Source organism: Catellatospora bangladeshensis (assembly GCF_016862575.1).
Lineage (GTDB): Bacteria > Actinomycetota > Actinomycetes > Mycobacteriales > Micromonosporaceae > Catellatospora > Catellatospora bangladeshensis.
In genome coordinates, this window is record NZ_BONF01000025.1 from 26,139 (window position 1) to 51,292 (window position 25,154).

Here is a 25,154-nt window from a genome sequence, read left to right on the forward strand (position 1 = left end):
TCCCGCGTGCGGGCGTTGGCTAGCGTGTGTGGCCATGACCGGGTTCCTGATCACCGTCATCGTGCTGCTCGTCTGCGCGCTCGGCGTAGTCCTCGCCCGCCGGGGCCGCGCCGACCCGAAGGACCTGCTCCAGTCGGCGCTGGCCGCCCGCGAGGCCGAGCCCGCCCGCGCCCCCTCCCCGGCACCCGACTCCGAGACCCTCACCCAGCAGGTGTGGGTGCTGATGAGCCAGGGCAGGAAGATCCCCGCGGTGAAGCTGTGGCGGGAGGCCACCGGCGTCTCCCTCGCCGACGCGGTACGAGCCGTCGAGCGGATCGCGGCCGCCGGCACCCCGCCGCGCCGGCTCCCACCGGCCGATCCGCAGATCGCCGCCCTGCTCGGCCCGCAGGTGCTGGCGGATGCGCGGCATCTCAAGGGGCAGGGCCGCGCGATTCAGGCGATCAAGCTGGTCCGCGAGCAGACCGGCCTCACCCTGCGCGAAGCCAAGGACTTCGTCGACCACCTCTGACGGTCGAAGCTCGCGGCTTCGATCACGGCAGGGACGGGACGCCGCTCAGCCGCCGGCGCGCGGCGTCCCACCCTGAGCGGTCCGTCCCAGGCAGGTGGACCCGCGGCGCGGTGTGGGCCCGCAGCAGCGCGCGCAGGTCGGTCAGCGTGCCGTGCAGCGTGCCCAGGGCCCTCGCCTGGACCAGGGCGTTGCCCAGCGCGGTCGCCTCGACCGGCCCGGCCACCACGGGCAGCCCGCACGCGTCGGCGGTGAGCCGGCACAGCAGCTCGTTGCGCGCGCCGCCGCCCACCACGTGCACCACCTCGACGGACCGCCCGGCCAGCTCCTGCGCCTGCTCGACCGCGCGGGCGTGGGCCAATGCGAGGCTCTCGAGAATGCAGCGCACCAGCGCGGGACGCGAGGCGGGCACCGGCTGGCCGGTACGGCGGCAGAACGCCGCGATCCGGCCCGGCATGTCCCCGGGCGGCAGGAACGCCGCGTCGTCGGGATCGACCAGGCTCACGAACCCGGGCTCCCGCGCGGCGGCGGCCAGCAGCTCGCCCAGCTCGGCGGGCTCGCCCTGCTCCTGCCAGCCGCGCAGGCACTCCTGCAGCAGCCACAGGCCCATCACGTTGCGCAGGTAGCGCACCGTGCCGTCCACCCCGGCCTCGTTGGTGAACCCGGCCCGGTGGCTCGCCGCGGTGCGGACCGGCGCATCGAGTTCGAGGCCGACCAGCGACCAGGTGCCGCACGAGATGTACGCGAAGCGCTCGCCCTCGGCCGGGACGCCGACCACCGCCGAAGCGGTGTCGTGCGAGCCGACCGCCAGCACCGGCACCGTCGCGTCCAGGCCGGTCCGGGCCGCCGCGTCCGGCGTCAGCGTGCCGATCAGGTCCCCCGGCCGCCACAGCGGCGGCAGTGCCCCGGGAGCCAGGCCCACAGCGGTGGCCAGCTCTGCCGACCAGGCGCCGGTCCCCGCGTCGAGCAGCCCCGTGGTGGACGCGTTGGTCAGCTCCGCGCCCTGCTGCCCGGTCAGCCAGTAGGCGAGCAGGTCGGGTATCAGCAGCAGGCGGCGCGCCGCCGCAGCAGCGGGGGTGCCGTGCGCGGCGGCTACCTGGTAGATCGTGTTGAACGGCAGCTGCTGCACGCCGGTGACCTCATACAGGCGCTCCGCGCCGAGCCGGGCGTGCACCCGCTCCGGCACGCCCTCGGTGCGCCGGTCGCGGTAGCAGACCGGGTTGCCGATCAGCGCGCCGCTGGCGTCGAGCAGCCCGTAGTCCACCGCCCACGAGTCGATGCCGATGCCGTCCAGACCCCGCTCCGGTCCCCCGGCGGCACGGGCGGCCCGCCCCGCCTCCCGCAGCCCGGCGAGCACGCCCCGATACAGGGCGAGCACGTCCCAGTACAGGGTGAGGCCGAGCTGCACCGGCTCGTTGGCGAACCGGTGCACCTCGGTCAGGTCGAGCAGGTCGCGGCCGACCCTGGCCAGCATCACGCGGCCGCTCGCGGCGCCCAGGTCGGCGGCGGCGACGGTGGCGACGGTCATCGCGGGGTCCCCTCTCCCGGTCAGCGCAGGAACGCCGCGGCGACGCCCCCGTCGACCGGCACGTGCAGGCCGGTGGTGTGCGACAGCTCGCCCGCGGTCAGCACGAACACGGCGTTGGCCACGTGCTCGGGCAGCACCTCGCGTTTGAGCAGGGTGCGCTGGGCGTAGAAGGCACCCAGCTCGGCTTCGGGCACGCCGTAGACGGCGGCGCGCCGGGCGCCCCAGCCCCCGGCGAAGATGCCCGAGCCGCGTACCACGCCGTCGGGGTTGACGCCGTTGACGCGGATGCCGTGCCCGCCCAGCTCGGCGGCCAGCAGCCGGACCTGGTGCGCCTGGTCGGCCTTGGCGGCGCTGTAGGCGACGTTGTCCGGGCCGGCGAAGACCGCGTTCTTGCTGGCGATGTAGACGATGTCGCCGCCCATGCCCTGCGCGGTCATCAACCGGGCGGCCTCGCGGGAGACCAGGAACGAGCCCCGGGCCATCACGTCGTGCTGCACGTCCCAGTCGGCCAAGGTGGTGTCCAGCAGCGGTTTGGACAGCGACAGCCCGGCGTTGTTGACCACCAGGTCCACCCCGCCGAAGGCCAGCGACGCCGCCGCCATCGCCGCGCGGATCTGGTCCTCGTCGGTGACGTCGGCGGTCACCGCGACGGCGTGGTCGGCGGTGCCGATCTCGGCGGCGACCCGTCCCGCGGCCTCGGTGTCGCGGTCGGCGACCACGACGCAGGCACCCTCGGCTGCCAGGCGCAGCGCGATGGCCCGGCCGATGCCCGAGCCGCCACCGGTCACCAGCGCGACCCGCGCGGCCAGCGGTTTCGGCCGGGGCATCCGGGCCAGTTTCGCCTCCTCCAGGGCCCAGTACTCGATGCGGAACTTCTCCGACTCGCCGATGGGCTGGTAGCGGGAGACGGCCTCGGCGCCGCGCATCACGTTGACGGCGTTGACGTAGAACTCCCCGGCCACCCGCGCGGTCTGCTTGTCGCGGCCGAAGCTGAACATGCCGACGCCGGGCACCAGCACGATCGCCGGGTCGGCGCCGCGCATCGGCGGCGAGCCGGGCTCGGCGTGCCGGTGGTAGTAGGCGGCGTACTCCTCCCGGTAGGCCGTGTGCAGCTCCCGCAGCCGGGCGACCGTCTCGTCGAGATCGGCCGCGGGCGGCAGGTCCAGCACCATGGGGCGGACCTTGGTGCGCAGGAAGTGGTCCGGGCAGGAGGTGCCCAGCGCGGCCAGCCTCGGGTGCTCGGCCCGGTGGAGGAAGTCCAGCACCACGTCGGCGTCGGTGAAGTGGCCGACCTGCGGCCCGTCCGTGGAGGCCAGGCCGCGCAGCACCGGGGCGAGCGCCGCGGCGCGGGCCAGCCGTTCCGGGACGGGCAGCGGCGCGAACTGCGGCAGTGCGGGCCCGAACGGCTCCGGCCGGCCGCGCTCGTCGAGGAACTCCTGCGCAGTGTGGATGATCTCCAGGGAGCGCCGCTCGCACTCCTCGCTGGTATCGCCCCAGGCGGTGATGCCGTGCCCGCCCAGGATCACGCCGATCGCCTGCGGATGCGCCCTGCGTACCGCGGCGATGTCCAGGCCGAGCTGGAAGCCGGGCCGCCGCCACGGCACCCAGCACACCCGGTCGCCGAAGCACTCCTTGGTCAGCGCCTCGCCGTCGGCGGCGGCGGCCAGCGCGATCCCGGCGTCGGGGTGCAGGTGGTCGACGTGTTCGGCGTCGAGCAGGCCGTGCATCGCGGTGTCGATGGAGGGCGCGGCACCGCCGCGGCCGTGCAGGCAGTAGTCGAACAGGGCGACCATCTCGTCCTCGCGGTCGGCGCCCGGGTAGACGCCGGCCAGCGCGTGCAGCCGGTCCAGGCGCAGCGCGGCCAGACCCGCCTCGGTCAGCGTGCCCAGATCGCCCCCGGAGCCCTTGACCCACAGCAGGCGCACCGGCTCGCCCGTCACCGGGTCGGTCTCGGTGCCCTTGGCGGAGGTGTTGCCGCCCGCGTAGTTGGTGTAACGCGGGTCGGCGCCCAGCCGCCGCGAGCGGGCGAGCAGCTCGTCCTTCTCCCCCATCAGGCGCCCCACCCGGCGGCCTGGCCGACGGCCCGCTCCTCGCGGATCCGCTCGAAGTAGCCCGAGCCGCGGTAGGCGGCGATCGGGTCCGGGTCCAGGCCCAGGTCCGCGCGCAGGTCACGCAGCAGGGGCCGCACATCGGTGTGGTACGCGTCCATCAGCGCCGCGTTGGCCTCCAGCACGTCGCCGGCCTGCTGCGCGGCACGCAGCGCGGTGTGGTCGACCAGCAGCGCCTTGGCCGTGGCCTCCTGCACGTTCATCACCGAGCGGATCACCGCGGGGATCTTCGGCTCGATGTTGTGGCACTGGTCGAGCATGAACGCGATGCCCTTGTCCAGCTCGTCGGCGAGCACGATCTCGTGCATGATCCGGAACAGCTGGAACGGGTCGGCGGCACCGACCATCAGGTCGTCGTCGGCGTAGAAGCGGGAGTTGAAGTCGAAGCCGCCGAGGCGGCCGGCGCGCAGCAGCATCGCGACGATGAACTCGATGTTGGTGCCCGGCGCGTGGTGGCCGGTGTCGATGACGACCTGGGCGCGCTCGCCGAGCTGGACGCAGTGCAGGTAGGCGGTGCCCCAGTCGGGCACGTCGGTCATGTAGAAGGCCGGTTCGAACAGCTTGTACTCCAGCAGCATCCGCTGGTCCCCGGTGAGCCGGGCATACGTCTCGGCCAGTGCTTCGGCGAGCCGGTCCTGGCGGGTGCGCACGTCGTCCTGGCCGGGGTAGTTGGTGCCGTCGGAGAACCACAGCTTCAGGTCGCGCGAGCCGGTGGCGTCCATGACGTCGACGCATTCGAGCAGGTGATCGGTGGCTTTGCGGCGGACGGCCGGGTCGGCGTTGGTGACGCTGCCGAGCTTGTAGTCGTCGTCCTGGAACACGTTGGCGTTGATCGTGCCGAGCGTGACGCCCAGGTCCTTCGCGTGCCGGGCCAGGTCGGCGTAGTCGTCGACCCTGTCCCAGGGGATGTGCAGGGCGACCGTGGGCGCGACGCCGGTGAACCGGTGCACCGTGGCCGCGTCGGCGACCTTCTCGTACGGGTCACGCGGCACGCCCTGCTGGGCGAACACCTTGAACCGGGTCCCCGAGTTGCCGTAGGCCCAGGATGCCGTCTCGATGCGCTGTGTGCGCAGGCTCGACAGGACGCGCGACCGGGTCTGCGGCGCGAGGTCAGTCATGGCTTTCTCCCAGCTGGTCGTCCAGGTTGAACACTTCGGTGAGCACGTGCATGTGCTGGTCGGGGCGGCCGGTGTCGAAGAACCCGGCCATCTCCGCCTGCCAGCGGGCGTTGACGTCGGTCACGTCCATCGCGGCGAGCGCCGCGTCGAAGTCGTCGGTGTGCAGGTAGCCGACGAGCAGGCCGTCCTCGCGCAGGAAGAGGCTGTAGTCGTGCCAGCCGGTTTCGCGCAGGGCGGCCAGCATCTCCGGCCACACCCGGGCGTGGCGGCGCCGGTACTCCTCCAGCCGGTCGGGTCTGACCTGAAGGGTGAAGCAGATCCGGCGCACGCCATACCTCCCTGGGGAATCGATCAGAAGTCGAACTGGTCGATGTTGGACGCGTTGAACGTGTACGGGTCGCCCAGCAGCACGGTGGCGTCCTTGCCGACCGTGAACTCGCCGAGCTTGCCCGCCTTGAACCTGTCGCCCTCCTTGCCGGTGATCAGCCCGGAGGACAGCGCGCCGCCCGCGTACGCGGCGAGGTAGCCCAGGTCGGCCGGGTTCCACAGGGCGAACGCCTTGACCGTGCCGTCCTTGACGAACGCGCGCATCTGGTTGGGCGTGCCCAGGCCGGTGAGCTGCACCTTGCCCTTGTACGTCGAGCCGGACAGGTAGCGGGCGGCCGCGGCCACGCCGACCGTGGTGGGCGAGATGATGCCCTTCAGATTGGGGTGCTTGGCCAGCAGCGCCTGGGTCTCGGTGAACGACTTCTGGTCCTGGTCGTCGCCGTAGACGGTGTCGACGAGCTTGAGCTTGGCGTACTCGGGCTGGGCCAGCTCGGCCTTCATCAGCTCGATCCAGGCGTTCTGGTTGGTGGCGTTGGCGGTGGCCGACAGGATCGCGATCTCGCCGCCGTCCGGGCCGACCGCCTCGGCGATCAGCTTGACCTGGTTCTGCGCGATGCCCTCGGCGGTGGCCTGGTTGATGAACAGGTCCCGGCAGGACGGGTTGGTGTCGGAGTCGAAGGTGACCACCTTGGCCCCGGCGGTGCGGGCCTCGTTCAGCGCGCCGCAGATGGCGTCCTTGTCGTTGGCGGACACCACGATCACGTCGGTGTTCTGCTGCGACAGCGTGTTGATGTAGCTGACCTGCGCCGACGGGCTCGCCTCGGACGGCCCGGTCTCGCTGTAGACGCCCTTGAACTCCTCGACCGCGGCCTTGCCGCCGTTGTCGGAGGTGGTGAAGTACGGGTTGTTGACCTGCTTGGGCAGGAAGGCGATCTTCAGGCCGGTCTTCATGCCACCGGCGCCGGTCTCGCTGCCGGGGTCGCCGCCGGTGTCCTCCGCGCACGCGGCGGTGCCGAGGGCGAGCGCCGCCAGCACGGCCGCCGCGACCAGGCGGGCCCGTGTATTACCTGCTCTCATCGTTGAGTTCCCTTCGCTCGGAAGCCGCGATCACCTGCGGCATCAGGTGGTGGGCGTAGCGGTTGGTGCGGTGGAGCGCCGCCGGCGCAGCCGCTCGCGCAGCATCCCGGCGACATTCGGTCCGACGACCGAGGCGATCAGCAGTGCCCCCGTGATGACCGTGAGCGTGTTCGCCGGCACGTACGCCAGTTGCAGCGCGTTGCGCAGCACGCCGAGCAGGGCCACGGCGGCGAGCACGCCCAGCAGCGCGCCGCGCCCGCCGAAGATGGACACGCCGCCGAGCAGGACCGCGGCGACCACGGCCAGCTCCAGGCCGCTGCCGTTGTCGGCGCGGGCGCTGGCGAACCGCAGCGTCCAGAAGACCCCGGCCAGCGCGGACATCGTGCCGGTCGCCACGAACAGCCAGAACTTGGTGAGCCGGACGTTCACCCCGGCGAAGCGGGCCGCCTCGGCGTTGTTGCCCATGGCGTAGAGGGCGCGGCCGACGGGGGTGGCGTGCAGCACGACGGCGAACACCACGGCGAGCGCGGCCAGCACCAGGATCATCCAGGGGATGGTGGTGCCGGGGATCGGCGCGATCGCCGAACTCGTCCACTCCCGGGGGTAGTTCGCCACCGCCCGGTCGCCGAGCACCACGTACGCCAGGCCCCGGTACAGGGCCAGCGTGCCGATGGTGACGGCGAGCGAGGGCAGCCCGAAGCCGGTGACGAACAGCCCGTTGACCGCGCCCAGCACGGCGCCCAGCAGCAGGCAGAGCGCGATCAGCAGCGGCAGCGACGTCACCCCGGACACCCACAGCTGCCCCATGACCGTGCAGGTCAGGCCGAGCACGCTGGCGACGGACAGGTCGATCTCGCCGGTGATGACGACCAGCGTCATCGGCAGCGCGATCAGCGCGATCGGCAGCGCCTCCAGCGCCACGAACCGCCAGAAGCGGGGACTGGCGACGCCCTCGATGGTGAACGCGCCGACCGTGGCGACGGCCACCACCGCGAGCAGCACGATCACGTCCCAGGAGCCGAGGACGCGGCGGACCGGGGCGATGCGCTCAGCCATGGGCCTTCCCTTCGCGCAGGCTGCGGCCCACCCGGGCGGACAGGGCCCGGTCGAGGCCGATCGAGGCGAGGATCAGCGCGCCGACGGCGGCGTCCTGCCAGAACGGGTTGACGCCGAGCACCGGCAGGGCGGCGCGGATCGTGGTCAGCAGCACGGCGCCCAGGGCCGCGCCGTACACCGAGCCGCTGCCGCCGAAGATGGCGACACCGCCGACGACCACCGCCGCGACGACGTTCAGCTCGATGCCGAGCCCGGCGTTGGCGTCGATGGTGCCGAACCGGGCGGCGTGCAGCACCCCGGCCAGCCCGGCCAGCGCCCCGCTCGCGACGAACGCGGCGAACACGCGCCGCCCGCCGGGGATGCCGGACAGCCTGGCCGCGGCGGGGTCGGAGCCGATCGCGTACAGCTCCCGCCCGCCCCGGTAGTGGCGCAGGTAGTAGCCGACCGCGACGAGCACGGCCACCGCGAACAGCGCCAGCACCGGCACCCCGAGCACGGTCTCGGTGCCCATCCGCAGGAACGCGGGCGGCATGTCGGCGGCGTTGATCTGCCGCGAGGTGGCCCAGGTGTAGTCCAGGCCCCGGAACATGTACAGCGTGCCGAGCGTGACCACCAGCGCGGGCACCTTCGCCGCCGCGATCAGCCCGCCGTTGACGGCGCCGAGCACCGCGCCCAGCGCCGTGCCGATGACCAGCATCAGCGGGATGGGCAGCCCGGGGGCGGCCACGAACACGGCGCCGGTGGCGAACGCGGACAGGCCCAGCACGGACCCGGCGGACAGGTCGACGTTGCGGGTGATGACGACGACGGCCTGCCCGACCGCGAGGATCGCCAGGATGGTCGAGCCGAGCAGCAGGTCCTTGATGTTCTGCGCGCTGAGAAAACGCGGGTTGACGGCGTAGGTGACCGCGATCAGCAGCACCAGCGCCAGCCCGATGCCCAGCTCGCGGACGAGGAACGCGCGCCGGGCCACCCGGGTGCCCTGGGTCGCCGCCTCGGCGGGCGGGGAGTCGACGAGGGTCATGCGGCGGCCGCCTGCCCGGTGGCGGCGCGCATGACCGTCTCCTGGTCGGCGCGGGCGCGCGGGATGTCGGCGGTCAGCCTGCCTTCGTGCATCACCAGGACGCGGTCTGCCATGCCGAGCACCTCCGGGAGTTCGCTGGAGACCATGAGCACCGCGACGCCGTCGGCGGCCAGCTCGGACAGCAGCCGGTGCACCTCGGCCTTGGTGCCGACGTCGATGCCGCGGGTGGGTTCGTCGACGATGAGGACCTTCGGCTCGGTGGCCAGCCACTTGGCCAGCACGACCTTCTGCTGGTTGCCGCCGGACAGGGTGGACACGGGGTCGGTGAGCCGTCCCGCCTTGACCTGCAGGCGCTGCGCCCAGCCCACGGCCGCGCGCCGCTCGGCGCCGCCGAACAGCAGGCCGCCGCGGGTGAGCCGCCACCGGCGGGGCAGGTTGGTGTTGCGCTCGACCGACAGCTCCATGACCAGGCCCTGCTGGCGGCGGTCCTCGGGCACCAGCGCGAGGCCGGCCCGGATCGCGGCGGCGATGTCGCCGGGCGGCAGGCGTACACCGTCGACCAGCACCTCGCCGGAGTCGTACCGGTCGACGCCGAAGATCGCGCGGCTGACCTCGCTGCGCCCGGCCCCGACCAGCCCGGCCAGCGCGACGATCTCGCCCGCGTGCACCGTGAAGCCGACGTCGGCGAACGCCCCCCGCCGGGTCAGGCCGCGCACCTGGAGCCGGGGCGCCCCGGCGGCGGAGTCCTGCCTCGGGTACATGGCCGAGACCTCCCGGCCGACCATGCGCCGCACCACCTCGTCCACGCCCAGCGCGGACGCGGGATCGGTGGACACCCACCGGCCGTCGCGCATGACGGTGATCCGCTGGCACAGCGCGAAGACCTCGTCGAAGCGGTGCGAGATGAACAGCACCGCGGTGCCCGCGTCGCGCAGCGACCTCGTGACCGCGAACAGCCGCTCCACCTCCACTCCGGACAGCGCGGCGGTCGGCTCGTCCATCACCAGCACCCGCGCGTCGAGCGAGATGGCCTTGGCGATCTCGACGAGCTGCTGGTCGGCGATGGACAGGCCGCGCGCGGGCCGGTCCGGGTCGAGGCGTACGCCGAGGCGGTCGAACAGCTCGGCGGCGCGGGCGCGCATCAGCGCGGTGTCGATGCGGCGCAGGCTGCGCAGGGGCTGGCGGCCCATGAAGATGTTCTCCGAGACGCTGAGGTCGGGGAACAGCGTGGGCTCCTGGTAGATGACGGCGATCCCGGCGGCGCGCGCGTCGGCGGGGCCGGCCGGGCGCAGCGGGCGGCCGTCGAGGGTGATCGTGCCGGTGTCCGGGGCGTGCACCCCGGCGAGGATCTTCACCAGGGTGGACTTGCCGGCGCCGTTCTCCCCCACCAGCCCGTGCGCCTCGTGCGCGTGCAGCTCGAGGTGCACGTCGCGCAGCGCGGCGACGGCGCCGAAGGACTTGCTGACCCCTTCGAGTGCGAGCACCGGTGTCGGCACGGGTTCCCCTTTCGGCGACGTGCCTGAAACGTTTCATCGTGTCGTACGAAGACGTTAGGAGATCGACGGATGTGCCGTCAAGGATTCCGCCCGCGTTACCGAGTTGTTACGTGCCAACGGATTCAGCCGGCCTCGACGGCCGCCTCCCACCAGCGCCGGCCTATGCACAGAAGTTGTGCAAAGGAGATGTGCACAGTTATTGTGCATCCATGGTCGAAGAGTCGAGCAGTCCCACCCACCGCGTCGTGCGGCTGAGCGCGACGCAGATCCGCACCCTGGCCCACCCGCTGCGCGTCCGCCTGCTCGGCATGCTGCGCGTGGACGGCCCCGCCACGGCCACGACCCTCGCCCGGCTGCTCGACACGAACACCGGCGCCACCAGCTACCACCTGCGCCAGCTCGCCGAGGTCGGCCTGGTGACCGAGGAGACCGACCGGGGCACCGCCCGGCAGCGCTTCTGGCGCGCCGCGCACGAGGCCAGCACCTGGCAGCCCACCGACTTCGACGACGATCCCGACGCCCGCGCCGCGGCCGACTGGATCGGCGGCGAGCAGCTGCGCTTCCTCAGCGAGCAGGCCGAGAAGTGGTTCACCGCGCGCGACACCGCCGACCGGGCCTGGCGCGAGGCCGCCACGATCGGCGACGCGCTGCTGACCCTGTCCCCCGCCCGCCTGCGCGCCCTCAACGACGAGATCTGGGATGTGATCGTGAAATACCGCCAGGACGCCGCCTTCGCCGAGGAGGAGGACGCCAGCCAGGTGCACGTGTTCCTGGCGAGCTTCCCCCGGGCGGAGGAGCTGCGATGAGTGCGCTGACCGTGACGCAGGTGCGCCGCCGCTACCTGCTCCTGCACGGCCTCCGCTGGCTGCCCACCGGCCTGATGATCCCCGTGCTGATCCTGTTCATGCAGGAGCGGGGCCTGTCGCTGCCCGAGATCGGCCTCGCGGCGACCGCGCAGGGGCTCCTCGTGCTCGCCCTCGAACTGCCCACCGGCGGCCTCGCCGACGCGATCGGCCGCAAGCCCGTGCTCGTGGCCTCCTGGACAGTGAACCTGCTGTCGCTGGCCGTGCTCCTGACCGCCGGCTCTTTCTGGATGTTCTTCCTCGCCTGGGCGCTGCAGGGTGTGCACCGGGCACTGGACAGCGGCCCGCTGGAGTCCTGGTACGTCGATGCCACCCTGGCCGCCGACCCCGAGGCGAACTACGAATCAGGGCTCGGCCACGCCGGCACCGTCATCGGCGTGGCCATCGCGTCCGGTGCGCTGCTGGCCGGCGGTCTGGTCGCCCTGGGCCCGCTCGGCCCGTTCAGCGCGCTCACCGTCCCCCTGGTCGCGGCGACCGTCCTGCAGGTCGTCGCGCTGATCGTGCTGCTGGTGCTGCTCACCGAGCACCGCCCCGCGCGCGGTGCCGCCGCGCTGCGGGCGTCCGTACGCGAGGCGCCCCGGATGGTGGGGCAGGCGTTCGGCCTGCTGCGCCGGTCGCGGGTGCTGCTGGCGCTGGTCTGCGTGGAGCTGTTCTGGGGCTTCGGCATGGTCACCTTCGAGTCCCTGCTGCCGGTGCGCCTGGCCGAGGTGACCGCCGACGCCGACCGCGCCGCCGCGCTGCTCGGCCCCGCCAGCTCGGCCGCCTGGCTGATGTCCGCGGCGGGCGCGGCGCTGACCCCGCTGCTGCTGCGCTGGCCCGGAGCCGCTCCCGGCGCCGCGCTGCTGCGCATCCTGCAGGGCCTGACCGTGGTCGGCATGGGACTGTTCGCCGGCCCGGCCGGTGTCCTGGTCGCCTACCTGTGCTGCTACGCCGTGCACGGAGCGTCCAATCCGCTGCACACCGGCCTGCTGCACCGCCAGGTGGACGGCCCCTACCGGACCAGCGTGATCTCGCTGAACTCGATGATGGCGCAGCCCGCGGGCGCGCTCGGCGGCGTCGTGCTCACCGCCCTGGCCGCCGGGACCAGCGTCAGCACGGCGATGCTGGTCGGCGCGGTGGTGCTGGCCCTGGCCGCCCCGCTCTACCTGCCCGCCTGGCGCGCGGCCCGGCGCGCCCCGGCGCCCGCCGCGGACCCCGCCGAGCTGGTGGCCGCTCGCTGACCGGGAGGGCGGGGCCGTGGGCACCGCGGAAGCCATTGGCTTGTATCGTTTCAGCAACCGGGGTGTACGGCGAGGAGGGGCGAGCGGTGACCGCGAGCATCAAGGAGGTCGCCCAGCGCGCGGGAGTGTCGCTGGGCACGGTCAGCAACGTGCTCAACCGCCCCGACGCGGTCGCCCCGCAGACGCGGCAGCGGGTGCTCGACGCGATCAGGGAGCTGGGCTACGTCCGCAACGACTCGGCCCGGCAGCTGCGCGCCGGTCGCAGCCGGACGGTGGCGATCGTCGTGCTCGACGTGTCCAACCCGTTCTTCACCGACGTGGTCCGGGGCGCGGAGGCCGTGGTCGAGGCAGCAGGCGGCATGCTCGTGGTGTGCAGCAGCGGCGAGGATCCCGCCCGCGAGCGCCACCACCTGGATCTTCTGGAGGAGCAGCGGGTACGCGGCCTGCTGATCACGCCGGTCGGCGACGACCACCACCGCCGCCTGGAGCGGCTGGTGGCGCGCGGTATCCCGGTGGTGCTGGTGGACCGGGGGTCCGGCCAGTCCAACCGCTGCTCGGTGGCGGTGGACGACCGGCTCGGCGGGCGCCTGGCAGCCGAGCATCTCGCCGCGGCCGGGCACCGCAGGATCGGGTTCGTCGGCGGTCCGCTCGCCATCCCGCAGGTCGCCGACCGGCACGCGGGTGCGTCGGAGGCGCTGGCCGCGCACGGCGACGGGGTCGAGCTGCGGATGTTCGAAACCCGCTCGCTGACCGTCGCGGCGGGGCGGGAGGCCGCCGAGCGCGTCTGCGCGCTGCCCGCCAAGCAGCGGCCGACCGCGCTGTTCTGCGCCAACGACCTGCTGGCGCTGGGCGCGCTGCAGGGCCTCACTGTGGGCGGGCTGCGCGTGCCGCAGGACATCGCGCTGGTCGGCTACGACGACATCGAGTTCGCCGGTGCGGCCGCGGTGCCGCTGACCTCGGTACGCCAGCCGCGCGAGCAGCTCGGCCGCACCGCCGCGCAGATGCTGCTCGAGGAGGCGGAGAACGACGGCGACCACGGCCACCGCCACGTCGTCTTCCAGCCCCAGCTCGTCGTCCGCCAGTCCACCTCGGGTGTGGGCCGGCCGCAAACGACCTGACACCCCTACCCCCTCGGGAAACCGGGCCGGTCACCCGAACGTGCTGTATTCGCTTTTCCCCGGCTCAGCTCTGAAATATGTTCGGCGGGGCTCGTCTCGGGAGGACCAGTGGTGGCGTTCAACGAACAGTTTAGGCACTTCCTTGTGCCGTCCAAAGATGACATTCAACAGGCGTTCTCCTCGGGCCTCGTCGTGCTGGACACCAATGTGCTGTTCAGCGCCTACCGATATACCTCGGAGGCGAGTGAGCAACTGCTGACGGTCATCGAGAAGATGCGCGATCGCGTATGGATCCCGCATCAGGTCGGTCTGGAGTTCTACCGCAACCGGGTCAACGTCGTGTCAGACCTGCGAAACGGCTACTCGTCGCTTCTCGCGCACGTCAATCAGACTAGCGCCAAGGTCACCAAGGAGCTTCAGGAACGGGTGAACGAGCTTTTCAAGCGAGTCTCACTTTCCGAAGAGGAACGAAGCCTGCTCACCTCCTCCCTGAACAGCGCGTTCGATCCTCTGCTCGAGGCGATCGAGACACTCCGAAAGAAGCACGCGCAGGCAGGCTCGCTCGACGACGATCCCATTCTCCGCCGCATCGAGACGATGCTGGAAGGCCGTATCGGCGCACCGTTCGGCGCGGACACGGAAGCCCATATGGCCGAGGCTGCCCGCCGGATCGAGAACTCCGTTCCGCCTGGGTTCCGCGACGCCGAGAAGGTAGAACCCTACGGCGACTACTTCGTGTGGGCCCAGACGCTCAGCAGAGCCAAGGAGATCAATGCGCGCGATCTGCTGTTCATCACCGGCGACGAGAAAGAGGACTGGTACCGCCAGGTCAATCGCAAGAACGTCTCCGCCCGGCCCGAACTGTCCGCCGAAGCCAGGGAGGTGGCCGGTTGCAGTCTCGTCATGATGAACGTCGGGGACTTCCTGAAGAACGCTCGTCGGTACCTGGACGCAACGGTGAGCGAGGAGACGATCCGGCAAGCCGAAATCCATGCCACGGAGATCGGCACGATGTTCCACTACCCATCGCAGATACAGCGGCTCGATGAGGCCGAGGCAGATCTAGGCCACCGGCTCGCCAACGCGCGCGCCAGATTCTTCGAAGCCAGGAACAGGGTGGCCGTGACGAACCGCAAGTATGCCGATGCCCGGGAGCGAGAGGTCGGGTTGAAAGAACTCATGTCTTCCGGCGAAGCCCACGACGCCGACATGCTCCGCCACCTTGCCCACGAGGCCGAGCACGCGCTCGATGCCCGGGAGATCGCACACGCCCAGTTTCGGGAAAGCCAGGTAGAGGTCAACTCGCTGGAGTTGCAGCTCGATCAGCTACGCATGCTTGCGACGCTAGCTCGGTCCGCCAGCGAAGCCACCTGGCGAGATGCGGCAGCTCAGGCTCTATTCCTCAATGGCCACGACGATTCGCTCACGCATCTGGAGGTGCTCCGGCAGGCCCTGGCCAACGTTCACCGAACGTGACCGAAGGCCCGCCAACGGGCAGACCGGCTGCTCGCCTCACCTGGCCGAACCCAGGTGAGGCGAGCAGCCGGCAGACTGCTTCAGCCCTCGACCCGCCGGATCACGCCGGGGCGGTGAACACGTAGCTGCCCGAGGGCAGGTGGTACGCGGCCGCGCCCGAGGCGTAGCCGAACGGCACCGCCTGCGCCGGTGCGGTCACCGCCGCGGCCGAGGCGGCGGGCACGCGTACCGTCGCCGAGGTCCCCGCCGGGACGGTCACCCGCAGCGTGAGCACGCCCCCGGAGACCGACCAGTCGCTGACCGCCTGCCCGTACGGCGTCTGCAGCGCCGTGCGGGCCGAGGTCAGGCCGCCGCCCAGCCGGGGTGCGACCAGCTGCGACTGGTAGCCGGGGCTCGCCGGGCTGAGGCCGCCGACCTGCCGGTAGAGGAAGTCGCCGACCGAGCCGAGCCCGTAGTGGTTGAAGGAGTTCATCGACGGCGTGTTGAACGCGCCGTCGGTCATGATGCCGTCCCAGCGCTCCCAGATGGTGGTGGCGCCCTTGCCCAGCATGTAGCCCCAGCCGGGGAATCCGGGCTGCAGCAGGATCTGGTACGCCAGGTCGGCCCGCCCGTTGTCGGCCAGCACCGGCAGCAGGTTCTCCACGCCGAGGAAGCCGACGGTCAGGTGCCCGCCCGCGGCGGAGACCTCCCCGGCGAGCTTGTTCACGGCCGGGGCCACCAGGTTGGCGGGCAGCAGCCCGAACGACAGCGCGAGCACGTACCCGGTCTGGGTGTTGCCCGCCACCGTGCCGTCGCCGGACACCCAGCGGTTGCGGAACGCCGCCGCGACCTGGTCGGCGAGCGTGCCGTAGCTGCTCGCCTGCGCGGTGCGCCCGGTGGCCGCGGCCATCCGCGACACCAGCCGCGCCGACCAGGAGAAGTACGCCGTGGCGATCAGGTCCCGGGCGGTGTCGTCGTTGACGTTGAGCCAGTCGCCGTAGCCGCCGGTGTTGCGGATCAGGTCCGCGCCGGAGGTGGCGCGCAGGTAGTCCACCCAGCGGGCCATCGCGTCGAAGTGCTCGTCGACCACGCGCAGGTCGCCGTAGCGCTGCCACAGGGTGTACGGCACGATCACGCCCGCGTCGCCCCATCCGGCGGTCCCGGCGCCGCAGCAGGCGTCGGGCGCGGTGTCGGTGAACGCCCCGTCGGCGTGCTGCGCGTCGGTCAGGTCGTCGGCGAACTTGTCCAGGAACGCCTGCATGTCCACGTTGAACGTGGAGGTGCCCGCGAACGCGGCGATGTCGCCGGTCCAGCCCAGCCGCTCGTCGCGGTTGGGGCAGTCGGTGGGGATGGACAGCATGTTGGACCGCTGCCCCCAGACGATCGCCTGCTGGAGCTGGTTGACCAGGCTGTTGGACGTGGTGAGCGTGCCGAGCTGGGCGCCCTTGGTCCAGGCCGCGAGCCCGGTCACGGTGTCCAGGTTCGGCGTGCCCGGGAAGCCGGTCAGCTCGACGTAGCGGTAGCCGTGCACGGTGAACCGCGGCACGTACACCTCCTGCGCGCCGGTGCCGGCCAGGGTGTAGCGGTCGGTGGCCAGGCCGGCCACGCGCAGGTTGTCGGTGTAGAGGGTGCCGTCGGCGTTGAGCACCTCGGCGTGGCGCATGGTGACGGTGGTCCCGGCCGGGCCGGTGACCCGCAGCCGGTTCCAGCCCGCGAAGTTCTGGCCCAGGTCGAGAACCCATACCCCCGGCTTGGGTTGGCTCACCGAGACGGGCCGGATCTCGGCCTGCACGGCGACGCCGTTGTCCACCTGGGACACCAGCCGGGGCGCGGTGCCGGAGCGCACGGCCGCGGCGGGCCAGGCGGAGTCGTTGAAGTCGGGCCCGTCCCAGCCGCTGACGGCCAGCCGGGCGTCGTAGTCCTCCCCGGTGTAGAGGTCCTCGGCCCGGATCGGGCCGGTGACGGTCTTCCAGGTGCCGTCGGTGCGGATCACGGTGCTGGTGCCGTCGGTGTACGAGATGTGCAGCTGCGCCGAGTACCACGGCTGGGTGCCGTAGCGCTGCGAGCCGGCCATGCCGAGGCTGCCGGAGTACCAGCCGTTGCCCAGCCAGGCCCCGAGCGCGTTGGTGCCCTGCCGCAGCTGGCCCGTCACGTCGTGGACGTGGTACTGCACCCGTTTGTTGTAGTCGGTCCAGCCGGGGGCGAGCACGTCGTTGCCGACGCGGGCGCCGTTGAGGCGGGTCTCGTGCAGGCCGAGCGCGGTGGTCAGCAGCCGGGCCGAGGCGACCGGCTTGCTGATGGTGAAGCCTTTGCGCAGCAGCGGGGCCGGTCGGCGGACCACCACGTTGGCGCCCCACGGGCCGGTGCCGTACGCGGTCAGCGCCCGCGCCGCGGCCCAGCCGGAGTCGTTGAAGCCGGTCTGCTGCCAGCCGGACGGGCCGCTCTGGAACGCCTTCCAGCCCGCGTCCGTGACGATGGTCGGGCCGCCGCCGACGGTGAGCTTGGCGATGAGCCCGGCCGGGGACTGGGTGGTGTTCTGCGCCGAGACGGCGATGACGTTGGTGCCGCTCGTCAGCCGTCCGGCGAGGTCGAGCACGGCGGCCTGTTTCCACGAGTCGGTGACCCGCGGCGAGCTGCTGACCTGTGTGCCGTTGACCCACACGTCGGCGGTGTCGTCGCCGGTGACGACCAGGCTCGCCTGCGTGGGCGCGGCCGAGAGGGTGAACGTGCGCCGGTAGTAGCGGGTCATCGGCGGCAGCCCGGCGATCGGGTCGCCCTCGGGATACCAGATCCAGCTCGCGCCGGACAGGCCGTCGGTGACGGCGGGCTGGCCGATGAACGCGCCCTGCCACTCCGTGCCGGGGTTGCGCAGGCCGGTCTCGAAGAACTGCACGGCGCTCCAGCCGCCGGTGCGGCCCTGGGTGTCCCAGACCCGCACCCGCCAGTGGTATCGCCGCAGCGAGGTGAGCGCGGGACCGGCGTACGCGACGTCGACCGCCTGGCGGCTGCCGACCCGGCCGCTGTCCCACACGTCGCCCACCCCGCTGTTCGCGTTGGCCGCGCTGCTCGCCACGATCACCTGGTACGCCGCCTGGTACTGCTGCGCGGTGCCCGAGCTGAGCTTCCAGCCGAACCGGGGCACGGCGGCGTCCACGCCGAGCGGGTTGACGCGCCGTTCCGTGGTGGCCTCGGCGACGGCCAGCGGTGAGACCGCGCCCGTGTCAGGGCCGACCACCTGGCTGTTCCATGGTGCGATGCCGTAGGCGCCGAGGTCGGCGGCGGCCGGCCAGGACCCGTCGCCGAAGCCGGACTGCTCCCATCCGGACGGTGAGCTCTGGAACGCCTTCCAGCTCGCGTCGGTGATCAGGTCGACGGTGCCGCCCGCCGTGGCGACGCGCACCCGGCCGAGCAGGCCCGCCGGTCCGGAGGTCGTGTTACGCGCCGCCACGGCCAGCGTGTTGACGCCCGTGACCAGGGCGGGCGCGAGGTCGACGTAGACGGCGCTCTTCCAGGAGTCGACCGCGCGGGCGGAACCGGCCAGGGGCTTGCCGTTGAGCCAGACGTCCACGGTGTCGTCGCCGGTGACGACGAGCTGGGCGTCGGTGACCGCGCCGGCGGCCACGGTGAAGGTCTTGCGGAAGTAGCGGTTCGCGACCGGGGCTGTGGTGCGCGGATCGCCTTCGGGATACCAGATCCAGTGCGCGCCGCTGACGCTGACCGGGGCCGCGGCCGCGGCGGGGGGCGGCGCGGACAGGGCGGCGGTGGCGCTGAGCAGGACGGTGACCAGCGCGGCGGTGCGGGCGCGGGCACGGGCGAGAGGGACGTGATCGGGCATGGCGACTCCTCGGACGGGATCGCATGGATTAAAACGTTTCAATTGCCCATGGGTGTCCAGACCCTATGACCCGCTTTCAAGACTGTCAATGCATGCCGGAAACCTGCCCGACACATTCCGGCCGCGCCCACCCGGGTGCGCGCCCACCCCGTGCGGGCGGGCGCACCCCCGGGGTCCGCTCAGGAGGCCTGCGCCCGAGCCATGGCGGCGCGTGCCCGCATCATGCCGGGGACCAGCTCACCCTCCGCACGGGCCTTGTCCAGCGCGGTCGACCACCAGGCCAGGTCGTCCAGCAGGACGCCCATGCCGATGTCGGCCGCCGGGTTGACCGGCTGCCCCTGCTCGTCGAACGCCTGCCCGACGAACGGCAGGATCACGGTGTTGCGCAGCGGCACCGACTCGGTCTCGACGAACACGTGCGCCAGGTGCTCGATGGCACGGATGCCGCCGCCGATGCCGTTGCTGTATCCCACGGCGGCGACGGGCTTGTTGCGGAAGCCGAAGGAGAGCCAGACGCTGTCGATGGCGTTCTTCAGGCCGCCGGGGATGCTGTGGTTGTACTCCGGCGTGACGACGATGAAGGCGTCCGACTCCTTGATCTTCTTGTTCCACGCCCGCACGATCGGCTCGGAGTACGTCGGGTCGTTGATGTCGCCGAGGCTGCCCGGGTGTTCGGCGAAGATGGGCAGCGGCCAGTCCCGCAGGTCCGCGACCTCGACCTCGAAGGACCCGTGGGCGCTCGCCCGGGACACGACCCAGGGTGCCACCGTGTCGGCGGCCCGGCCGGGCCGGATGCTGCCGATGATGACCAGAAGTTTCGACATGGCTGTCTCCGTGATCAGGTGCGGTGCCGGGCGGGCGCCCGGCTGATGTTCAGGAAGCGTACTGTACGCGCCGCGTACTATCCGCGACGTGTACAGTAGGCGGCGTGAGTGAGACAGCGCAAGCCGCCACCGGCACGCCGGCCGGGGCAAGGCCGCGCTGCGACTCCGGCCCGGACTTCCTGGCCCACGGCCCCGACCTGGCCGTGACCGCCGGGTTGGTGCAGCTCACCGCTCTGGTGCAGAGCGTCTACACGCGCGTGTCCGAGCGCCACGACCTGACCCCGGTCCAGGCGAAACTGCTGTGCGTGCTGCTCGCCGGCCCCCGGGGCATGGCCGAGCTGGCGCAGATCCTGGGCGTCGAGAAGGCCGCGATGACCGGGCTCATGGACCGGGCCGAGCGGCGCGACCTCGCGCGCCGGCAACCCGTGCCGGGCGACCGGCGCGCGGTTCAGGTCACGCTGACCGGCGACGGCCGCCAGGCCGCCACCGCCTTCCACACCGAGGTCGGCGCGGAGCTGGACGATCTCGTCGCGGCCCTCGGCGCAGCCGGGCGGGAGCAGTTCCGCCAGGCAATGGCGCAGATCCTGGCGAGCTGCCGCGACGGCGGCCGCTGAGGCGCGGTCAGACCGCGGCGAGCACCGCCGGGATCTCGTCGGCCAGTTCCCTGGCCAGGAAGCCGATGCGCCCGAAGCGCGGCGCCAGCCGCTGGGCGCTGCCGGCGTGGGCGTACGCGGCCCAGCACGCCGCCTGTGCGGGGTCCGCGCCGCGCGCCAGCAGCCCGGTCACCAGCCCGGCGCGCACGTCGCCGCTGCCGGAGGTGCCCAGGCCGCTGCCGCCGGTCTGCTCCCACCAGATGCGCCCGCCGGGGTCGGCGACGCGGCCGAACAGCGACACCACCGCCTGGTAGCGCTCGGCGATGCGCAGCGCCGTCGCCGCGAGATCGTCGCCGAGATCGTCCACGCCCAGCAGGTAGCGCGCCTCCTCCAGGTTGGGGGTGAGCAGGTAGCGGCCGGGGCGGCCGGCGAGCACCGACGGATCGCGGCTGAGCGCGCCCAAGGCGTAGGCGTCCAGCACCACGGTCGTGTCGGCGGGCGCGGCGTCGAGCACGTACCGCATGATCTCGGCGGTGTGGTCGATGTCGCCCATGCCCGGCCCGATCGCGATGGACGACGCGTGAGCGGCCAGCTCCGCCAGCCGCTCGGGCAGCCCGCCCGGGGTCTCGGGCAGGTCGAGGACCAGCGCCTCGGGCATCTGGATGCTCAGCGCCGCCGCGGTGGACTCGGCCACGGCCAGCTGCAGCACGCCCGCCCCGGCACGCAGCGCGGCGACCCCGGCCAGCAGCACCGCCCCCGGCGTGTGCCGCGAGCCGCCGACGATCAGCGCGGTGCCCCGGCTGTCCTTGGCCCCCTCCGGTTCGGGCAGCGGCCAGTCGCGCAGCAGCTGCACGGTGACGACCGTGGGTTCAGACGGGTTCGGCACGCACACCCTCCTCGGCGGTGGGCTCGGTGTCCTGCGCGCGCAGGTGCGCGATGTCGTTGAAGGCCCGCGCGGCCAGGCGCCCGCCGCCGTCGCCGGTCCAGGTGCTGACCGAGGCGTTGGCGATGGCCTGCCGCCGGGCGGCCTCCATCAGCTCCTGCTCGGTCATGTCCTCGACGAGGTAGCGCACGAGCTGCACGACGACGTCGTGGGTGACCAGCAGGACGCGCCCGCCGGGATGGTCGCGGCGCAGGTCGGCCAGCAGGGCGCGCAGGCGCAGCGCCACGTCGGCCCAGGACTCGCCGCCGGGCGGGCGGTAGTAGAACTTGCCGAGCCGGGCCCGGCGCTCGGCCTCCTGGGGATAGAGACTGCGTACCCCGTGGGTGGTCAGCAGGTCGAGCTGGCCCAGGTCACGGTCGCGCAGGCGCTCGTCGCAGGAGGTCGGGAGATCAAGCCCGGCGAGCGCGGCGCGGGCCGTCTCGACGGTGCGCAGGTACGGGGAGATCAACACGAGGTCCGGTTGCGGGACGGTGCGCAGCCAGCGCCCCACCGCGGCCGCCTGCTCCCGGCCCAGGGGCGACAGCGGCACGTCCGGGTCGCGCGGGGCGAGGTCGAGCCGTTCGGCGCCCTCCTGCTCGGCGCGCAGCGCGGCCAGGTTGCCGACGCTCTCCCCGTGCCGCACCACACCCAGCCAGCCGAGTTCGTTCATGAGTCCCTTCCCCCACCGTGCCGCAAGCCCGGCATACCCCGTCGTGGCCGCGCGCAATCGGGCGATGTGGGTCCCGCTTGACACCACCTGGCTTGGGACATAGCCTTCCGTCGAACTGGTAAGACACTTTACCGTTCTGCTGGGAGGTCGCCGTGTACCGTCGCGCCCGTCAGATGCGGACCGCCTGCGCGGTCGCCGCCGCCGTCACCGCCTTCGCCGCCACCCTGCTCATCGCGCCGGCATCGGCCCAGGCCGCCCCGTCCGCCCTCGGCAGCGTGGTGCCCGTGCCGGTGTCGGTGCAGCCGGCCGCCGGAGTCGTGCACACCATCGCGTCCGGTGCCGCGATCCAGACCCAGGCGGGCTCGACCGCCGCGACGGACGTCGGCAACCACCTCGCCGCACTGCTGCGCCCCTCCACCGGGTACGCGCTGCCCGTCACCGCCGCGAGCGGCACCCCCACCAGCGGCATCGCGCTGCTGCTGTCCGGCGCCGACCCGAGCGTGGGCAGCGAGGGCTACCAGCTCGACGTGACCGCCGCGCTGATCACCATCCGCGCACAGACCGCGGCGGGGCTGTTCCACGGCGTGCAGACGCTGCGCCAGCTGCTGCCGGCCGCCGTCGAGGCGCGCACCGTCCAGTCCGGACCGTGGGAGGTCGCGGGCGGCCGGATCGTCGATCACCCCCGCTACGGCTACCGCGGGGCGATGCTGGACGTGTCCCGGCACTTCTTCGGCGTGGACGTCGTCAAGCGCTACCTCGACGAGATCGCCCAGTACAAGGTGAACGTGCTGCACCTGCACCTGTCCGACGACCAGGGCTGGCGCATCGTGATCGACGCCTGGCCCCGGCTGGCCACCTACGGCGGCAGCACCCAGGTCGGCGGCGGCGCGGGCGGCTACTACACCAAGGCGCAGTACAGCGACCTCGTCGCGTACGCCGCGGCGCGGCACATCACGATCGTGCCCGAGATCGACATGCCTGGCCACACCAACGCCGCGCTCGCCTCCTACGCCGAGCTGAACTGCAACAACACGGCGCCGGCGCTGTACACCGGCACCGCCGTGGGCTTCAGCTCGCTGTGCGTGGGCAAGGAGGTCACCTACACCTTCGTGCAGCAGGTGCTCGCCGAGCTGGCCGCGCTCACCCCGGGGCCGTACCTGCACATCGGCGGCGACGAGGCCAGCAGCACCTCGGACGCCGACTACCGCACCTTCATGAACCGCATCCAGCCGTACGTCACCGCCAACGGCAAGACCGTCATGGGCTGGCACCAGCTCGGCCAGGCCGACCACTCCCCCGGCCGGATCGCGCAGTACTGGGGCACCTCGACCTCCGACGCCGACCTGAGCGCCGCGGTCAGCAAGGGCGCGAAGGTGCTGATGTCGCCCGCCAACAAGGCCTACCTCGACATGAAGTACACCAGCCAGACCCCGCTCGGGCTCAGCTGGGCGGGCCTGATCGAGGTGCAGACGGCGTACAACTGGGACCCTGCCACGCTCGTGCCGGGCGTCCCGGCGAGCGCGATCATCGGCGTCGAGGCGCCGCTGTGGTCCGAGACGCTCACCAAGCTCGCCGACATCGAGTTCATGGCGTTCCCGCGCCTGCCCGCACTCGCCGAGCTGGGCTGGTCGCCGCAGTCGGCGCGCACCTGGGACACGTTCAAGGTGCGCCTGGGCGCGCAGGGCCCGCGCTGGACCGCACAGGGCATCAACTTCTACCGCTCGCCGCAGGTCCCGTGGGCCACCCCGCCGGTGACCGGCCGGGTCGAGGCGGAGTCGTACACGTCGCAGTCGGGTGTGCAGATCGTGGCCGACGCGGCGGCCAACGGCGGCAACCGCGTCGGCTACATCGACAACGGGGACTGGATCGGGTTCTCCGGCGTCAACGTCTCCGGCAAGACCGGCTTCACCGCCCGGATCTCGTCCGGCGGCACGGGCGGGACGATCCAGATTCGCGCCAACTCGGCCACCGGCACCCTGCTCGGCTCGGTCGCCGTCGCGAGCACCGGCGGCTGGGGCGTCTACGCCGACGTCAGCACCACCGTGAGCGCCGGATCAGGACCGCTGTACCTCGTGTTCACCGGAGCGGGCACCGGCCTGTTCGACGTGGACTCATTCGCCCTCACCCCCTGATCAGACCTGCCTCTGCCCGCAGACTCCGGCCGCTGTGCCGCAGTCGATGAGAACGGACTAGATTCACTCCCGTGATCGAGAAGATCCATAGCGACGATATCGCGTCCCTGCCGGTGCCCCTGTCCCACGCGACGCGGGCCGGAGACTACGTCTTCGTCTCCGGCCAGGTGGCCGTCCGGCCCGACGGCAGCACCGTCACCGGCGACTTCGAGGCCGAGGTCCGCCAGGTCCTCGACAACCTCCAGGCGGTCTGCCGGGCGGCGGGCGGGGACCTCGGCGACGTGTGCAAGGTGACCGCGTTCCTGCTCAGCGCCGCCCTGTTCGCGCCGTTCAACGCGGTGTACCGGGAGTACTTCGCCGAGCCGCTGCCCGCGCGGTCGACGGTGCTCGCCGCGCTGGCCAATCCGGACCTGCGCGTCGAGGTCGAGGCGATCCTCTACCTGCCCCGCGAGGCGTAACCACCGGACGTTCCCGTCGGCGCGGGCCTCGGCCTGCACCGAGTGACCGGCCGCACGCTCTCTACATCGTCCTAGGAGACTGTCCTGGCAGCGCGGCCATGATGGTCACCAGATGGGCCGCCCACGTGCGGTAACCGTCGGCGCCGGGGTGGAAGCCGTCCTCGGCGTAAAGGCCGCTCGTGTCGATGCCGAAGGCGGGCGCGTGCACGGCCCACGGCGTGTCCGCGGCGACCCGGGCCAGGCCCTGGTCCAGGTGCCGGGCGTGCAGGCCCAGCACGGTCCGGGTCGGCTTCGGCAGCGCCGGGAAGCCCGCCATGTCCGGCACTCCCGCCAGGACGACCCGGCCGCCGGGGCGCAGGCGCGGCCGCAGGGCGCCCAGCAGCGCGGCGATGTCGCGCCGCCACCCGCGGCCCGAGCGCATCTCCAGCACGTCGTTGACACCGAGGACGACCACGACCACGTCGTACGTCTCATCGGGCAGCTGCGGGACGAGCCGGCCGAGGACCTTGCGGGCGCTGTACCCGGTGTGTGCCGCGACCCGCCAGGTCACCGGCCGGCCGCTGTGCCCGGACAACCCGGCCGCGAGCGCCGGCGCCAGGCCGTCGGCCTGGGTGGCCACGCCGACCCCGGCCGCGGTCGACTCGCCCAGGACCAGCAGCGACAGCGGGTCACCGGGCGCATCACCCCGCACGCCTTCGCGTGCACCGGCGGCCTCGGGCAGCACCGGGGTCCGGCGGCGTACGCGTGCCCCCTGCACCAGCAGGACCGGTGCGATCGCCAGGGCGAGCGGGCGGCCTGCCCAAGTCATGATCCGGCGCATCCCGC

Annotated in this window: 21 protein-coding genes; 8 read left to right on the forward strand and 13 right to left on the reverse strand. The window is 72.6% G+C overall.

The features are described from left to right. The first annotated feature begins 34 nt into the window (after nucleotides 1-34). Nucleotides 35-508, forward strand: a complete 474-nt coding sequence (locus tag Cba03nite_RS20650) for a ribosomal protein L7/L12 (RefSeq protein WP_203748647.1) — start codon at nucleotides 35-37, stop codon at nucleotides 506-508. 22 nt (nucleotides 509-530) lie between these two features. Here Cba03nite_RS20650 and Cba03nite_RS20655 read toward each other — a convergent pair whose 3' ends face one another. From Cba03nite_RS20655 to Cba03nite_RS20690, 8 genes are read right to left on the reverse strand one after another with little or no spacing between them, the layout of a single operon-like run. After that, on the reverse strand, nucleotides 531-2,033 hold the full coding sequence (locus tag Cba03nite_RS20655) for a rhamnulokinase (protein WP_203748649.1): 1,503 nt from the start codon (nucleotides 2,031-2,033) through the stop codon (nucleotides 531-533). Between the two features lie 20 nt (nucleotides 2,034-2,053). Further along, nucleotides 2,054-4,084 (reverse strand): bifunctional aldolase/short-chain dehydrogenase, encoded by a 2,031-nt coding sequence (locus Cba03nite_RS20660; protein ID WP_203748651.1) that lies wholly within the window; start codon nucleotides 4,082-4,084, stop codon nucleotides 2,054-2,056. Next, nucleotides 4,084-5,259: an L-rhamnose isomerase gene (rhaI, locus tag Cba03nite_RS20665; protein ID WP_203748654.1), complete on the reverse strand. Its 1,176-nt coding sequence runs from the start codon at nucleotides 5,257-5,259 to the stop codon at nucleotides 4,084-4,086. Before rhaI ends, Cba03nite_RS20660 begins: the two co-directional genes overlap by 1 nt. Further along, nucleotides 5,252-5,587, reverse strand: a complete 336-nt coding sequence (locus Cba03nite_RS20670; RefSeq protein ID WP_203748657.1) for an L-rhamnose mutarotase — start codon at nucleotides 5,585-5,587, stop codon at nucleotides 5,252-5,254. Before Cba03nite_RS20670 ends, rhaI begins: the two co-directional genes overlap by 8 nt. A 23-nt stretch (nucleotides 5,588-5,610) precedes the next feature. Then, nucleotides 5,611-6,663, reverse strand: a complete 1,053-nt coding sequence (gene rhaS / locus Cba03nite_RS20675; protein ID WP_203748659.1) for a rhamnose ABC transporter substrate-binding protein — start codon at nucleotides 6,661-6,663, stop codon at nucleotides 5,611-5,613. 42 nt (nucleotides 6,664-6,705) lie between these two features. Continuing rightward, entirely contained in the window at nucleotides 6,706-7,719 is a 1,014-nt protein-coding gene (locus Cba03nite_RS20680; RefSeq protein WP_203748661.1) for an ABC transporter permease, read from the reverse strand. Beyond that, the gene (locus Cba03nite_RS20685) at nucleotides 7,712-8,743 is read right to left on the reverse strand and encodes an ABC transporter permease (protein WP_203748663.1); all 1,032 of its coding nucleotides are present in this window, start codon (nucleotides 8,741-8,743) and stop codon (nucleotides 7,712-7,714) included. The genes Cba03nite_RS20680 and Cba03nite_RS20685 overlap by 8 nt, the downstream gene beginning before the upstream one ends. Continuing rightward, a complete protein-coding gene (locus tag Cba03nite_RS20690; RefSeq protein WP_203748665.1) occupies nucleotides 8,740-10,239 on the reverse strand; it encodes a sugar ABC transporter ATP-binding protein in 1,500 nt (499 codons plus the stop codon). The genes Cba03nite_RS20685 and Cba03nite_RS20690 overlap by 4 nt, the downstream gene beginning before the upstream one ends. Before the next feature lie 209 nt (nucleotides 10,240-10,448). On the opposite strand from Cba03nite_RS20690, the gene Cba03nite_RS20695 reads away from it, so the two are divergent. The 4 genes from Cba03nite_RS20695 (at nucleotide 10,449) to Cba03nite_RS20710 (ending at nucleotide 14,916) form a co-directional block, all read left to right on the forward strand. Beyond that, nucleotides 10,449-11,045, forward strand: a complete 597-nt coding sequence (locus Cba03nite_RS20695) for a winged helix-turn-helix domain-containing protein (protein WP_203748667.1) — start codon at nucleotides 10,449-10,451, stop codon at nucleotides 11,043-11,045. Then, nucleotides 11,042-12,322, forward strand: a complete 1,281-nt coding sequence (locus tag Cba03nite_RS20700) for an MFS transporter (protein ID WP_203748669.1) — start codon at nucleotides 11,042-11,044, stop codon at nucleotides 12,320-12,322. The genes Cba03nite_RS20695 and Cba03nite_RS20700 overlap by 4 nt, the downstream gene beginning before the upstream one ends. Before the next feature lie 86 nt (nucleotides 12,323-12,408). Next, nucleotides 12,409-13,440, forward strand: coding sequence for a LacI family DNA-binding transcriptional regulator (locus tag Cba03nite_RS20705; RefSeq protein ID WP_239125915.1), 1,032 nt, complete (start codon nucleotides 12,409-12,411; stop codon nucleotides 13,438-13,440). A gap of 111 nt (nucleotides 13,441-13,551) precedes the next feature. Further along, on the forward strand, nucleotides 13,552-14,916 hold the full coding sequence (locus tag Cba03nite_RS20710; RefSeq protein WP_203748671.1) for a PIN domain-containing protein: 1,365 nt from the start codon (nucleotides 13,552-13,554) through the stop codon (nucleotides 14,914-14,916). Nucleotides 14,917-15,016: 100 nt separating this feature from the next. Here Cba03nite_RS20710 and Cba03nite_RS20715 read toward each other — a convergent pair whose 3' ends face one another. Together Cba03nite_RS20715 and Cba03nite_RS20720 are read right to left on the reverse strand one after the other, a co-directional pair. Further along, nucleotides 15,017-18,730, reverse strand: a complete 3,714-nt coding sequence (locus Cba03nite_RS20715) for a family 78 glycoside hydrolase catalytic domain (protein WP_203748674.1) — start codon at nucleotides 18,728-18,730, stop codon at nucleotides 15,017-15,019. A gap of 179 nt (nucleotides 18,731-18,909) precedes the next feature. Beyond that, the gene (locus Cba03nite_RS20720) at nucleotides 18,910-19,554 is read right to left on the reverse strand and encodes an NADPH-dependent FMN reductase (RefSeq protein WP_203748677.1); all 645 of its coding nucleotides are present in this window, start codon (nucleotides 19,552-19,554) and stop codon (nucleotides 18,910-18,912) included. Nucleotides 19,555-19,658: 104 nt separating this feature from the next. On the opposite strand from Cba03nite_RS20720, the gene Cba03nite_RS20725 reads away from it, so the two are divergent. Beyond that, nucleotides 19,659-20,168, forward strand: coding sequence for a MarR family winged helix-turn-helix transcriptional regulator (locus Cba03nite_RS20725; RefSeq protein ID WP_203748680.1), 510 nt, complete (start codon nucleotides 19,659-19,661; stop codon nucleotides 20,166-20,168). 7 nt (nucleotides 20,169-20,175) lie between these two features. Here Cba03nite_RS20725 and Cba03nite_RS20730 read toward each other — a convergent pair whose 3' ends face one another. Both Cba03nite_RS20730 and Cba03nite_RS20735 read right to left on the reverse strand, forming a co-directional pair. Then, nucleotides 20,176-21,033, reverse strand: a complete 858-nt coding sequence (locus Cba03nite_RS20730; protein WP_203748682.1) for an NAD(P)H-hydrate dehydratase — start codon at nucleotides 21,031-21,033, stop codon at nucleotides 20,176-20,178. Next, nucleotides 21,017-21,739 carry a histidine phosphatase family protein gene (locus tag Cba03nite_RS20735; protein ID WP_203748684.1) on the reverse strand — a complete coding sequence of 241 codons (723 nt, stop codon included), beginning with the start codon at nucleotides 21,737-21,739 and terminating at the stop codon, nucleotides 21,017-21,019. Before Cba03nite_RS20735 ends, Cba03nite_RS20730 begins: the two co-directional genes overlap by 17 nt. Nucleotides 21,740-21,891: 152 nt before the next feature. On the opposite strand from Cba03nite_RS20735, the gene Cba03nite_RS20740 reads away from it, so the two are divergent. Both Cba03nite_RS20740 and Cba03nite_RS20745 read left to right on the forward strand, forming a co-directional pair. Continuing rightward, nucleotides 21,892-23,871 carry a family 20 glycosylhydrolase gene (locus Cba03nite_RS20740; protein WP_275411604.1) on the forward strand — a complete coding sequence of 660 codons (1,980 nt, stop codon included), beginning with the start codon at nucleotides 21,892-21,894 and terminating at the stop codon, nucleotides 23,869-23,871. 71 nt (nucleotides 23,872-23,942) lie between these two features. Next, entirely contained in the window at nucleotides 23,943-24,329 is a 387-nt protein-coding gene (locus tag Cba03nite_RS20745) for a RidA family protein (protein WP_203748685.1), read from the forward strand. Nucleotides 24,330-24,390: 61 nt separating this feature from the next. Here Cba03nite_RS20745 and Cba03nite_RS20750 read toward each other — a convergent pair whose 3' ends face one another. Further along, nucleotides 24,391-25,149 carry an SGNH/GDSL hydrolase family protein gene (locus Cba03nite_RS20750; RefSeq protein ID WP_203748687.1) on the reverse strand — a complete coding sequence of 253 codons (759 nt, stop codon included), beginning with the start codon at nucleotides 25,147-25,149 and terminating at the stop codon, nucleotides 24,391-24,393. Nucleotides 25,150-25,154 lie beyond the last annotated feature (5 nt).

Coding starts and splice junctions, on each gene's coding strand:
- Cba03nite_RS20650 (WP_203748647.1), top strand. CDS start 35: ATGACCGGGTTCCTGATCACCGTCATCGTGCTGCTCGTCTGCGCGCTC.
- Cba03nite_RS20655 (WP_203748649.1), bottom strand. CDS start 2,033: ATGACCGTCGCCACCGTCGCCGCCGCCGACCTGGGCGCCGCGAGCGGC.
- Cba03nite_RS20660 (WP_203748651.1), bottom strand. CDS start 4,084: ATGGGGGAGAAGGACGAGCTGCTCGCCCGCTCGCGGCGGCTGGGCGCC.
- rhaI (WP_203748654.1), bottom strand. CDS start 5,259: ATGACTGACCTCGCGCCGCAGACCCGGTCGCGCGTCCTGTCGAGCCTG.
- rhaS (WP_203748659.1), bottom strand. CDS start 6,663: ATGAGAGCAGGTAATACACGGGCCCGCCTGGTCGCGGCGGCCGTGCTG.
- Cba03nite_RS20680 (WP_203748661.1), bottom strand. CDS start 7,719: ATGGCTGAGCGCATCGCCCCGGTCCGCCGCGTCCTCGGCTCCTGGGAC.
- Cba03nite_RS20685 (WP_203748663.1), bottom strand. CDS start 8,743: ATGACCCTCGTCGACTCCCCGCCCGCCGAGGCGGCGACCCAGGGCACC.
- Cba03nite_RS20695 (WP_203748667.1), top strand. CDS start 10,449: ATGGTCGAAGAGTCGAGCAGTCCCACCCACCGCGTCGTGCGGCTGAGC.
- Cba03nite_RS20700 (WP_203748669.1), top strand. CDS start 11,042: ATGAGTGCGCTGACCGTGACGCAGGTGCGCCGCCGCTACCTGCTCCTG.
- Cba03nite_RS20715 (WP_203748674.1), bottom strand. CDS start 18,730: ATGCCCGATCACGTCCCTCTCGCCCGTGCCCGCGCCCGCACCGCCGCG.
- Cba03nite_RS20720 (WP_203748677.1), bottom strand. CDS start 19,554: ATGTCGAAACTTCTGGTCATCATCGGCAGCATCCGGCCCGGCCGGGCC.
- Cba03nite_RS20735 (WP_203748684.1), bottom strand. CDS start 21,739: ATGAACGAACTCGGCTGGCTGGGTGTGGTGCGGCACGGGGAGAGCGTC.
- Cba03nite_RS20750 (WP_203748687.1), bottom strand. CDS start 25,149: ATGCGCCGGATCATGACTTGGGCAGGCCGCCCGCTCGCCCTGGCGATC.